This window comes from bacterium (genome assembly GCA_040753085.1).
In the GTDB taxonomy this organism is placed as follows: Bacteria; UBA9089; JASEGY01; order JASEGY01; family JASEGY01; genus JASEGY01.
This window is the reverse complement of the sequence record JBFMHI010000023.1, coordinates 15805-27955: the sequence shown is the minus strand read 5'-3', so window position 1 is coordinate 27955 and position 12151 is coordinate 15805. Positions and strand designations below refer to the sequence as shown.

Sequence of the window (12151 nt, the reverse complement as noted above, 5' to 3'; positions counted from 1 at the left end):
GCACGGATAAATAACACAGGACAGAAGGCGGAAGTGTAGGGACAGGGCTTGTCCCTGTCCGTGCTTGTCCATGTCCGTTCCGTAGACGGACAACCACAAGGGTTGTCCCTACAGCCTAAGGACAGACCCGAATCACGGACACGGCTCACGGATTTTCCGTGTTTCATCTGTGTGCATCTGTGGCTGAACGGTTACTATCTCTTAATAGCTCAACAGAGCAGTAGCCCAGTAGTTAAAGACTTTTCTGAAAGTTCCAGAACTGCTGCTCTATGGCTCTACTGCTCTCTAAGACACATATTCGTGTCTTCGTGCCTTGGTGGCTGAACGGTTACATAGATTTCAATTCTACACTATCAAGGAGATTGAGGATTAAATGGGCATCCAACAGTTTGAGTTCGTTTTTATCTACTATAAACCTCTCTACATCCTTCCTGACCTTTCCAAAATCAATACTGGCTAATTTTTCTTGTAAAAAATCTCTAAAATTCCTCTCATCTACATTACCTTTTTTGCCCTCTGTCTGCTCTATAGCATTATTGAGAAATTTGAAATTGGGCAGCGTTTTCTTTCCAAGATACCACAAAAGGTCGTAGAAATCCCTTCCTTTGGTATATTTTCTAAAAAAACAGGCATGGAGTTTTGTGGCATAAAGAGAGGGAATATCAAAATGCGTTACCGTAAAGACAAAATACTTATTTACCAAAGAGATATTTGTATCCCAGCCCGTCGGCGGATTTGCATCTATCTCTACTCTAATAGACAACTTCTCGGCCTTTAAGTTAGATAAGCCTAAGGTGAATAAGATATCCTTAAATTTAAGTATAGCTGATTGAACAGTCTTCTCTTTTGCTTCTTTAACATCCAGAGAAAATCCATTCTTCTTTAATTCATAAACCACACTTCTTAAAAAGGCATCAGAATTATAGCCTTCGCGGTTGATAAGCGAGAAATCAAGGTCTTCTGAGAATCTCCGCAAGTCGTAAAGAACCCTCAATGCTGTTCCACCAACAAAGGCAAGGTTTTTGAAATAACCCCGATCATATAAGATTTTTAATGTGAGCAACTGCAAAAATTCCCTTGCAATATGAATTTTTGCCTCACGCGTTTCAACTCCTAAGATGGCTTTTTTAATTAAATCTAACATTACTGGTTAACCCTTCTCTCGCATAAAATTTAATAGGTTATTCACTACATCAATAAGCACCTTATTTTTGTATCTTTTAGCAAATTCCATCAACCTTTTCTCCTTTAATATATTTAGATTTTGAAACCGATAAGCCTCTTCAAAGAAATCCATCCCCTTATTCTTAAACTCCTCTAGATTCAAATAGATGAAGTCAAGCATGGCTTTTTCAGGATGGGCTAAGAAGACTGGTAGATTGTTCTCATCCATTATCTGATTCATACCAAAGAATAGTTCTGTCTTTAAGTGTTGATAATGAAAACTGCCAAATACATTCTTAAAACTAATAGTTTTTTTGGTGGTAACAGAAGTAAGGTCTTCAACCTTTTCAGGGATTAAATCATAGTAGGAAAGGGCATATTCGGTGCTGATGTAAGAAGGTAAGTATAGGGCATTAGCGATGAAAAGTCTTGAAGGGGTAATCTTTCGGTCTTGCTCATTTAAAATATATAATCCCTTCCTTAGTTTGATTAGCAAACCTTTCTTTTGCCAGATAGTCAGTTGATTCTTCAAAGAACGCGGTTTTGGAGTTAGGTTAAAGATATGACTTGAGGAGATAATAGGAAATTTTCTGATAATATTCTTAAACTCCAGGTATTTCATTTCTCTAAATCATCCTTTTATATGATTTAGAGAATTATACATTATAAATTTGGATTTGTCAAGAAACTTTTCGACCTGTACGGTTAGGCTGAGCCTTGGAAACCGCTAAAGCGGTTATGATTCTATATGTTGTCTTATTCGCATCACCCTGATAAATTAGGGTGCTAATCTCAGTAGAAATGGGGATATTAATCTCGATAGAAATGAGGAGATGATGAGAATAGCACCCCGATTTATCGGGGTGAATCGGTAGAGAACAAGTCCCCCTCCTAACCGCTTCAGCGGTTTCTTAACCGTACAGGTCGAATTTTTTTTCAAAAACCTAAAAAAACCCTTGACAGATATTGGAGAGTATGGTATATATATAATTTCTACAGATATAATTTATATATAGAGGAATATCTGAACTTCAGTGGTAAGTGTTCAGCCGCAAAGACACTAATGTGTCTTCGTGCCTTGGTGGCTGAACGGTTACCTTTAGTGTTGGTTGAGATAAGGGACATTGATTATCGTTGGGGCCATTTACCGATCAGGTGGATAGACTGAAGGTGGAAGGCTTTACAGATATTGCTATGTAAGGGGAAGGGGCGTTACAATGAGTAACAAACCAATCAAAAAGACAATCGGTTCGGTCATGGTAGTGGGCGGCGGAATTGCGGGTGTTCAGACTTCATTGGACTTAGCGGATTCCGGCTATTATGTTTATCTGGTTGAAAAATCCCCGGCCATTGGCGGGGTAATGTCTCAACTGGATAAGACCTTTCCCACCAATGATTGCTCCATGTGTATCCTCTCGCCCAAACTGGTTGATTGCGGCAAGAACCTCAATATTGAGCTCCTCACCCTGTCAGAGGTGGAGAATGTCAGCGGAGAAGCCGGCAGCTTTACGGTAACGGTTACTAAACATCCCAAATACGTTGATCCGAACAAATGTATCGGCTGCGGCATCTGCGCTGAAAAATGTCCGGTTAAGGTCCCTAACGAATATGATATGGGGCTTTCCACTCGCAAGTCGATTTACGTCAAATATCCCCAGGCTGTTCCTTTAAAATATGTTATTGATGACAAAAAATGCCTCCGGCTGGCTAAAGGGAAGAAATGCGGTCTTTGTGAGAAGTTTTGTGCCAGTGAGGCCATAAATTTTGAGGATAAGAAAGAGAAGGTTGATATTAATGTCGGCTCAATAATTATGGCGCCAGGGTTTAGTCCTTTTGATCCTGCTGCCTACGACACTTATGGATATGGAAGATATCCCAATGTGGTGACCAGTATGGAGTTTGAGCGGTTTCTAAGCGCCTCTGGGCCTAACCAGGGGCATCTGCTTAAACCTTCCAACAAAAAACACCCTGAAAAGATTGCCTGGCTCCAGTGTGTTGGTTCCAGGGATCAAACTCACTGTAAGAATACCTACTGTTCGGCTGTCTGCTGCATGTATGCCATCAAAGAGGCGGTAATCGCCAAAGAACACGCCGATCATCCGCTTGAGGCCGCTATATTCTTTATGGATATGCGGACTTATGGCAAGGAATTTGAAAGATATTACAACCGCGCCCGGGAAGAACACGGTGTTCGTTTCGTCAGAAGCCGGATTCATACCATTGATCCGGTAGGGGATGAGGGTGAGCGCCTGAGGCTTATTTTTACGGATGAAGACAGGCAAATCAGGGAAGAAGTGTTTGATATGGTGGTGCTTTCGATTGGGCTTGAGCCTGTGAGGGAGGCAGTGGAACTGGCCGGCCGGCTGGGCCTTAAACTTAATGCGCATAGCTTTTGCCAGACAGACGGCTTTGCACCGGTTAAGACCTCAAGAGAGGGTATTTTTGTCTGCGGGGCATTACATGGGCCAAAGGATATTCCTTATTCAGTGATGGAGGCAAGTGCGGCGGCTTGTGAAGCCTCGGCGGTCCTGGCCGAAGCGCGCGGGACGCTGGTAAAAACAAAAGAGGTGCCTCCTGAAATCAACATTGCCGGTCAGCCGCCCAGGATTGGGGTTTGGGTCTGTCACTGTGGGGTTAATATTGCAGGCGTGGTTGATGTTGAGGCTGTTAGAGCTTATGCGGCCGGTCTTCCCTTTGTTGGATATGTTGAAAATGCCTTATACACCTGTTCTCAGGATACCCAGGAGAGGATGAAAGAGGTAATCCGCCAAAAAGGGTTAAACCGGGTGGTTGTGGCGGCCTGTACCCCCAGGACCCATGAGCCGCTTTTCCGGGATACATGCCGGGAGGCTGGCCTGAATAAATTCTTGTTTGAAATGGCCAATATTCGAGATCAAGATTCATGGGTGCATCAGAATGAGCCTGAAAATGCTACGGCCAAAGCCAAAGACCTGGTAAGGATGGCCATCGTAAAGGCGGCCAAACTTCAACCGCTGCGAGAATTTGATCTTACTTTAAACCACGACGGCTTAGTTATTGGTGGTGGGGTGGCCGGAATGGAAGCCGCCCTTAGCCTGGCTGACCAGGGATTTAAGGTGACCTTGATTGAGAAGTCAGACAAACTGGGCGGTAATGCCCTTAAATTACGTCACAATTTTCAGGGACAGGAAGTCGCCTCCTACTTGAATAGCCTGATGGCAAAGGTAAACAGCCACCATAACATCTCTGTCTACCTAAATAGTGAAGTGGAGTCAGTCTCCGGATTTGTGGGGAATTTTAGGACAGAAGTCAGAAGTCAGAAGTCAAAGGTCAAAAGGATTGAACACGGTGTGGCCATTATCGCCGTTGGGGCTCAGGCATATATTCCAGAAGGTGAATATCTCTACGGTGAAGATGACCGGGTGATGACCTCTCAGGAACTGGATGCGAGGCTTTTAAATTGGCCATCCGCCATCTGTCATCCCGAGTACCCACGAAGGGGAGGCGCCGTCTTTATCCAGTGTGTTGGCTCACGGGATAAGGACCGGCCGTATTGCAGCAAGGTCTGCTGTACCCATACCGTGGAGACGGCTTTATCACTCAAAGAGCAGAATCCGGATATGAACATCTATGTCCTTTATCGGGATGTGAGAACTTATGGTTTTAACGAAGAACTGTACCTGACCGCCCGTTCAAAGGGGGTCATCTTTATCCGCTACAAAGAGGATGATAAACCCGAAGTTAAAAAGGGAGATACGGGGTTGGAGGTGCTGGTGACGGATCCTGTCGTGGGTCGAAAGGTGAGACTTCAGGCAGATTTTGTCTGCCTGTCGCCAGCCATTGTAGCCAATCCGGTTAAAGACCTGGCCCAGCATTTCAAGGTGCCGCTTAATGAGGATGGTTTTTTCCTGGAGGCTCACATGAAACTGAGGCCGGTAGATTTTGCCACGGAGGGTGTATTTGTAGCCGGACTGGCTCACTATCCTAAACCTCTGGGTGAATCCATTGCCCAGGCCAAAGCGGCGGCGGCGCGGGCGAGTACAGTGCTTTCCAAGAAAGTAATTATGGTCGGTGAGGAGATAGCTTACATTGATCAAAATCTGTGTGCCGGTTGCGGTCTATGTGAAAATGTCTGTGCCTACAAGGCGATAGAAATGAATGAAAATGGTAAGGCCGAGATAAAAGAAGCCCTCTGTAAAGGGTGTGGCACCTGTGTGGCCACATGCCGGATGGCCGCGCCAAGGCTTTATGGATTTAGCGATGAGCAGGTGCTGGCTATGGTGGAGACAGCAGGTTCAGGATAGAAAATCAGATAATGGTCGTACCTTACCTGATAAGTGATTAGCACGAGCACGACGCATTTTGGCAATAAAAGCAGGATCTTGAGTTAGAAGATAGTCTTCTAATTCTTCACTCAGTTCCTCAAATAGATGAAGAGATTTGGTCATCTTAGTAAGAAGCTCTACTGGGATCTGAACAGTCTGAGGCATTGCTGAACCCTCCTCCTGAATTTTTTGATTATACTATAACATCTTCTAAGAGATATGTCAATAAAGAAAATCGAAAAGGCTGGATGACAATGACTACTTTTTTTGAAAAATCGGTGGGCGAGGTAATGACCACCAATCTCTTGACTATTGACATTAAGCAGCGGGTAAGTGAGGCCGTGGTTATGCTGAATGAGCATAAGGTGGGCATTCTTTTGGTTACTTTAAAAGGGAAGATTTTTGGTATGATCTCTGAAACGGATATAGTGCGTAAGGTTGTGGCTGAAGGACTTATCCCTGAAGAGGTATCTATTGAGAAACTGGTAAGCAGACCACCGGTTTCAATTGCTATTGAGACGTCTATTTCTGAGGCCTACTACGCTATGGCCTGCTGGAAGGTGCGACATCTTTTGGTGACCGATAAAGGAAAAGAGGTCGGCCTTATCTCTGTGCGGGACATTTTATATCCCAGGGAGTCATGATCGGTGATCAGTAATAACTGATTACTGGTTACTCCTTACTGATAACCGATAACCTGACTGTTTACAGGGAGGCTGAATAAATGATTCCCCATCTTTACGAAAAACCGGTAGAAACGATAATGAATAAGAACCTGGTGGCGGCGTCAGGAGAAACTACCGTTTTTGAGGCAGCTAAGCTGATGAAGAAACATAATATCCGGTCTCTCCTGGTGGGAAGCAAAAAAGAGATAGTCGGTATTTTGACCGAAAGAGATATTATTCAAAAGGTCCTGGCCGAGAGGTTAAACCCGGCGGAGGTCAGGATAGAAGAAATTATGGCCGTTACCCTTAAGACCGTTTACCATTCTACGTCTGTTCAGAAGGTATACCGAGAGATGAAGGAAGAGGGCGTGCGGCATTTAGTGGTGGTCGATCCTTCCTGGCCGGTTGGTATGGTCTCGGTAACAGACCTGATCTGTCTTGAGGCGAGAGAGGCCGAAGAGGAAAGTTGGTAAAATCTTAGAGTGACGGCGATGATCAAGGCCGAGGAGAGGTAATAATGACAACCGAAAAACGAGAACTCGAAACCCAACGACCCGCAAGCGGGTGCCCCGAACCCGAAACCGGGAACTGGCAGCCGAAGATCATCGCCTTTCTATGTAACTGGTGCAGCTATGCTGGGGCAGACCTGGCTGGGGTTAGCCGGAGGCAATATCCACCTAATGTGCGGGTTATCCGTATCCCCTGTTCTGGCAGGATGAATCCTAAATTCATTCTGGCTGCCCTTCGTTCAGGAGCGGACGGCATTCTGGTCTCAGGGTGTCATCCGGGGGATTGTCATTATCTTTCAGGTAACTATTTTGCCCGGCGCAAGTTTGCCCTTTTCAGAAGCCTGCTGGATTACATGGGCATAGAAGAAGGCCGGCTCCACTTCTCTTGGGTGTCTGCGGCTGAGGGCGAGCGGTTCGCTGAAGTGATCAGCGAGGTGACGGAAGCGGTCAGGGCTATTGGACCGTCTCGTCGGTTGAATAAGAAGGTGTCATAGATGCAAGACATATCTAATAAGATAAGAGAGATAGCCGGCCATCTGTTGGCAGAAAACAAGGTTGAGGCGGTGGTTGGGTTCAGGCCTGGGACTATTCCGCTAATCAGTGCTCCCACCGTGGTTCGAACAGAGGCAGAAGCCGCCGGCCTTCATTGGGATCGCTTCTGCGGGGTCAATCTGGCTAATTATCTGCCCAAAAGGACAGAGAAAATGGCGGTGATTGCTAAGGGATGCGATAGTCGAAGCATTGTTGGCCTGGTCGTGGAGAACCAGATCAAAAGGGAGAATGTTTATATCATTGGTGTGCCGTGTACCGGGATGATTGACCGGGCAAAGGTTATGAGAGTGGCGGGAAGTCTGGAGGTTGAGTTGGTTGAGGATGGTGAGCAGGTGGTTGTTAAGGCTGGGGGTAAAGAAAGCACGGTGGCCTTGAGCGATATTCTACAGGATAACTGCCAGGGTTGTCAGCATCGCAATCCAGTGGTGTTTGATGAACTGATCGGGGCTAAGGTTGATGAAACAGCCGGCGGTGATATAGATACGGCTGTGGCAAAGATTGAGGCTATGACGGCGGATGAGCGCTGGAGGCATTTTGAGGAGATGTATTCAACCTGCATCCGCTGCTATGCCTGTCGAAATGCCTGTCCGCTCTGTTATTGCGAGCAGTGCTTTGTGGATGATTCCCAACCCCAGTGGTGTGGTAAGTCAACCAATCCGGTGGATGTGAAGACCTTCCATATCTTCAGGGCCTACCACTGTTCCGGTCGCTGCACAGACTGCGGCGCCTGTAAAAGGGCATGTCCGGTGGGAATCAATGTCCGGGAGTTAACCAGAAAGCTGGAGAAAGAAGTCAAGGGGCTTTTTGGGTATGAGGCCGGCCTGAGTCTTGAGGCCATACCACCGCTGGGGGTGTATACGGAGAAAGACCCACAGGGGTTTATTAAATAATACAGAGCAGTCGACTGATTGACCTTTTATAGCCGAAAGGCTACTAAAAGTATAGCAGGTAAATAGATGTTTGTCAAAGAAAAAGTGTAACTAAAAGGTGTAATATGAAACAGATGCTAATCGATAAGAAAGATATGGCCGGCTTATTAACAGAACTGACGGGTAAAATGGCCGTAATTGCCCCTGTTATGAAAGGGGGTAATCTCCTGTTTGAGCCTATTACTGACGGCCAGGAAGCCGTGCTTGATTCAGCCAATACACGACTGTCACCTAAAGATGCTCTGTTCCCCCAATGTGAGAAGATGATGTCCTTTACCACTGACCGGCAGTCAGAAGAGGCCTTCATTATGAAGGATATAGAGCCTCTGGAACAGGGTCAGGTGATATTTGCGGTCCGGCCCTGTGATGCGGCCGGCTTAGTTATCCTGGACAAAGTCTTTAACCAGGGCGGGCAGGCATATGAGGATGCCTATTATCTGCGGCGTCGGGAGAAGACGACGGTAGTCGGCCTGGCTTGTAACAAGCCCCTTTTAACTTGCTTTTGTGCCTCTTTTGATAAGGGTGGCCCCTTTGCGACAGAGGGACTGGATGTGCTTCTAACCGAGGTGGGAGATAAATATGTGGCCACGGTGTTGACGGATAAGGGCGAGGCCCTGCTGAAAGATAAAAAGGGTCTGTCAGAGGCTGATTCTGCTTCAATTGATAAGGCCAACAAAATCAAGGACGCTGCCGTGAAATCGGTTGATTCAGGTGTGGCCACGGATAAGATTAAGGGCAAAACCACGATGGAGCTTTTTGATGATCCCTCCTGGGATGCCTTCTATGAAATATGCATCGCCTGCGGTGTTTGCACCTATAGTTGTCCTACCTGTCATTGCTTTGACATCCAGGATGAGGTGATAGATACGGAAGGTGTCCGGATGCGCCATTGGGACTCCTGTATGTTTCCCATTTTCACCGTCCATGCCACCGGCCATAATCCCAGACCGACCAAGAAAGAACGATTCAGACAGCGGTTTATGCACAAGTTTAAGTATTTCCAGGAAAAATTTGACCGGATGGCCTGTGTTGGCTGCGGACGGTGTATCCAGTTGTGTCCGGTTAATATAGATGTCCGCCAATTAGTCAAAAGAATGAACAGCTAAACACAGAGCGTAACCGTTCAGCACATGATGCTGGATGCTCGATGCTCGATCCTCGATGCTCGATCCTCGATGCTGGTAAAGGATCCAGTATCCAGGATCGAGCATCGAGCATCGAGTTTGTGCCTTAGTGGCTGAACGCTTACAAAAAATCAGTGTTTCATCCGTGTAAATCTGTGGCTGAATAGTTACTATTCTGATTTAATTGAGGTTCAACCATGAATAACCCATACATACCGAAGCCGGTCAGAATCGAAGAGATCATCACCGAGACCGAGGACAGGAACCTGAAGACGTTCAAGCTGGTCTTCCTGAACCAGGCGGATGAGCAGGTCTTCAGGTATACGCCTGGCCAGTTTGCCGAGCTCTCCATTGCCGGCAAGGGAGAGATACCCATCGGCATCGCCTCCTCGCCGACGGAGGGTAAGCATCTTCTCTTTACGATAAACAAGGTAGGGGTGGTGACCACGCATTTGCATAATATGTCGGTGGGCGATGTGATGGGGGTTCGTGGCCCGCTGGGCAGGCCTTATCCGATAGATGAACTGGAAGGCAAGAATGTCGTTATCGTGAGCGGAGGTTTTGCCTTTACCACCCTGCGATCAATGATCGCCTATATGCTTGAAAACCGGGACAGGTTTGGTAATATTACCGTCATCTATGGCGCTCGAACGCCAGGCATGCTTCTTTACAAGGATCAGTTAAAGGAATGGCAAGACAGAGATGACATAGCCCTGAATGTCACGGTTGATAAGGAGGCTGAAGGGTGGGACGGAAAAGTCGGGTTTGTGCCGGCGGTAACCAGAGAGGTGGCTCCATCAGCCGATAATGCCTATGCCCTGGTCTGTGGTCCTCCCATTATGATAAAGTTTACTCAACCTGTCCTGACCGAGCTTGGTTTTACACCAGAGACTATCATCATGTCGCTTGAGAACCGGATGAAATGCGGCATTGGCATTTGCGGTCGATGTAATGTCGGGCCGTATTATGTCTGTAAGGACGGGCCGGTGTTTACCTTAGCCGAGTTGAATGAGATGCCGAAGGAGTATTAAATTATGGCGGATGGCAGATTAAAAAAATAGGTAAGCGTTCAGCCCCTAATGCACAAACTCGATCCTCGATGCTCGATTCTCGATTCTCGATGTTCGATCCTCGATGCTGGTAAAAGATCCAGTATCCAGCATCGAGCATCGAACATCGAGCATCAAGGATCGAGCATCCAGCATCATGTGGTGAACGATTACAGATTCACGATTCGCCATTGAATTAGAGGTTTAGAAATGGAAGCGATTATTCAACCGAAAGATGTCTCTGATAAAGTCAGGGAAATTCTGAAGACGGCCAACATGAATGCCTGCTTAACCTGTGGGACCTGTGTGGCCGGATGCCCATCTTCAGGCATTGATGAGATGGACCCGAGACAGGTGTATCGCATGCTGGCTTATGGGCTGGAACAAGAGGTGGTTGCCTCCAGGTGGCCCTGGGTGTGCACGGGATGTTTGAGATGTAACCGGGAGTGTCCGATGGGAGTCGATATGGCGCCTATCCAGAAGACCCTTAAGGCAATGCGAGCCAGGGAAGATGTCCCGGGTTCTCTTCATAAGGGAGCAGTTACGTGCGTGGAAAAAGGGAATCACATCGGCGTGCCACAAGGAGACTACCTCTGGCTGCTGGAAGATAGCGCCGAAGAGTTAGATCAAGCAGAAGGGCTTACCGGAATTAAGGTGCCAGTTGATAAAGAAGGGGCTAATTACCTCTTTTTTCCTAATTCCAAGGAGGTCTTTGGCGAGCCGGATGATATGAAATGGTGGTGGAAGATATTCTATGCCGCTAAAGAAGATTGGACCGTTCCCTCAGAAAACTGGGATTCATATAACTGGGGCTTTTTTACGGCTAATGACGAGCTTCACAAGGCCATTGTAACGCACCAGGTAGATAATATGTATAAGTTAAAGGCAAAGACCATGATCCTGCCTGACTGCGGGGGTGGTTCCTTAGCCTGTCGAATGGGCATACATAAATGGTTTCCAGAGGCGTTGAATGATTGGAACTATGTCTATCTTTATGATGTGCTCAAGAAATACTTGGAAGAGGGCCGGATAAAGATAGATAAGTCCAGACATCCACAACTGGTTACCTATCATGATTCTTGCAGCCATGGTCGAAAGATAGAGATGTCTTTTGGCCGGGGATATTATGAAGAGCCCAGGTGGATCGTTAACCAGTGCTGCGAGAATTTTGTGGAGATGCATCCTAATAGGTCAAACAGCTATTGTTGCGGGGCCGGGGCAGGAATGTGGGCCGGTCCGTATAAGGATGCGGCCAAATACCATGGCCGGCGCAAGGCAGAATCAATAAGGAACTCCGGGGCAGAAATGGTCATTGTCTCTTGTTCCAATTGCCGCGACATGATAATGAAGGCCTTAACTAAGGAATATGATCTGGATATTGAAGTCAAATACCTCTGGCAATTGGTGGCCGACTCCTTGATTTTGGAATAAGCGGTCTGGCAGCCTGTGGTTAGCCAATTCTTTCAATGAAAGCCCATTCAGTAGAGCCGGGCCATTTGCGGGCTGATTTTTGTCCAGAGCAGTTGAGTCGCACATTCCCCTACCCGATCACATTCTTCAGGCCATCCTTTAAGCCGGCGCCTCAGTCTTCCGCCTATCTGCCTGAGTAGTAGTTACAAATGGGAATTGTTAACTCTTAGTGTCTTTGTGCCTTAGTGGCTGAACGTTTACAAAAAAGGCAGGGGACGCTCCCCAAGTATCACCCATGGTACTTTTTGGGAACGCCCCCTACCTCAATTTTGTTTGGCCCTGGCCCTAATTTTGTTTAGCCCTGGAGGAACTGCTCTTCTGGCCCTTATTACTTAGGCTCAAGACGAATTCGAGAGGTAAATGCCCTCAGCTATCACAGGTCAGA

Annotated in this window: 12 protein-coding genes; 8 read left to right on the top strand and 4 right to left on the bottom strand. The window is 46.8% G+C overall.

Translation table 11 applies throughout. From position 1 onward, the window contains the following. Nucleotides 1–328 precede the first annotated feature (328 nt). Nucleotides 329–1144 carry a nucleotidyl transferase AbiEii/AbiGii toxin family protein gene (locus AB1797_04440; protein ID MEW5766861.1) on the bottom strand — a complete coding sequence of 272 codons (816 nt, stop codon included), beginning with the start codon at nucleotides 1142–1144 and terminating at the stop codon, nucleotides 329–331. A 6-nt stretch (nucleotides 1145–1150) separates the two neighbouring features. After that, nucleotides 1151–1786, bottom strand: a complete 636-nt coding sequence (locus tag AB1797_04435; protein MEW5766860.1) for a hypothetical protein — start codon at nucleotides 1784–1786, stop codon at nucleotides 1151–1153. A gap of 595 nt (nucleotides 1787–2381) precedes the next feature. Here AB1797_04435 and AB1797_04430 point away from each other — a divergent pair. After that, nucleotides 2382–5447 (top strand): FAD-dependent oxidoreductase, encoded by a 3066-nt coding sequence (locus AB1797_04430; protein ID MEW5766859.1) that lies wholly within the window; start codon nucleotides 2382–2384, stop codon nucleotides 5445–5447. On the opposite strand, the gene AB1797_04425 is transcribed toward AB1797_04430, so the two are convergent. Next, complete coding sequence (locus AB1797_04425) at nucleotides 5439–5633, bottom strand: hypothetical protein (protein ID MEW5766858.1); 195 nt, start codon at nucleotides 5631–5633, stop codon at nucleotides 5439–5441. The genes AB1797_04430 and AB1797_04425 overlap by 9 nt on opposite strands. An 89-nt stretch (nucleotides 5634–5722) precedes the next feature. On the opposite strand from AB1797_04425, the gene AB1797_04420 reads away from it, so the two are divergent. The 6 genes from AB1797_04420 to AB1797_04395 all read left to right on the top strand — a co-directional run bounded on the left by AB1797_04420 (nucleotide 5723) and on the right by AB1797_04395 (nucleotide 10278). Beyond that, nucleotides 5723–6112, top strand: a complete 390-nt coding sequence (locus AB1797_04420) for a CBS domain-containing protein (protein MEW5766857.1) — start codon at nucleotides 5723–5725, stop codon at nucleotides 6110–6112. Between the two features lie 80 nt (nucleotides 6113–6192). Then, nucleotides 6193–6606, top strand: a complete 414-nt coding sequence (locus AB1797_04415) for a CBS domain-containing protein (GenBank protein ID MEW5766856.1) — start codon at nucleotides 6193–6195, stop codon at nucleotides 6604–6606. 44 nt (nucleotides 6607–6650) lie between these two features. Then, on the top strand, nucleotides 6651–7136 hold the full coding sequence (locus AB1797_04410) for a hydrogenase iron-sulfur subunit (protein MEW5766855.1): 486 nt from the start codon (nucleotides 6651–6653) through the stop codon (nucleotides 7134–7136). Then, on the top strand, nucleotides 7137–8084 hold the full coding sequence (locus tag AB1797_04405; GenBank protein MEW5766854.1) for a 4Fe-4S ferredoxin: 948 nt from the start codon (nucleotides 7137–7139) through the stop codon (nucleotides 8082–8084). Between the two features lie 104 nt (nucleotides 8085–8188). Continuing rightward, nucleotides 8189–9229 carry a 4Fe-4S dicluster domain-containing protein gene (locus AB1797_04400; GenBank protein ID MEW5766853.1) on the top strand — a complete coding sequence of 347 codons (1041 nt, stop codon included), beginning with the start codon at nucleotides 8189–8191 and terminating at the stop codon, nucleotides 9227–9229. A 215-nt stretch (nucleotides 9230–9444) separates the two neighbouring features. Further along, a complete protein-coding gene (locus tag AB1797_04395) occupies nucleotides 9445–10278 on the top strand; it encodes an FAD/NAD(P)-binding protein (GenBank protein ID MEW5766852.1) in 834 nt (277 codons plus the stop codon). Nucleotides 10279–10323: 45 nt separating this feature from the next. Here AB1797_04395 and AB1797_04390 read toward each other — a convergent pair whose 3' ends face one another. Continuing rightward, on the bottom strand, nucleotides 10324–10455 hold the full coding sequence (locus AB1797_04390) for a hypothetical protein (GenBank protein ID MEW5766851.1): 132 nt from the start codon (nucleotides 10453–10455) through the stop codon (nucleotides 10324–10326). A 51-nt stretch (nucleotides 10456–10506) separates the two neighbouring features. On the opposite strand from AB1797_04390, the gene AB1797_04385 reads away from it, so the two are divergent. Then, the gene (locus AB1797_04385; protein ID MEW5766850.1) at nucleotides 10507–11727 is read left to right on the top strand and encodes a (Fe-S)-binding protein; all 1221 of its coding nucleotides are present in this window, start codon (nucleotides 10507–10509) and stop codon (nucleotides 11725–11727) included. Nucleotides 11728–12151 lie beyond the last annotated feature (424 nt).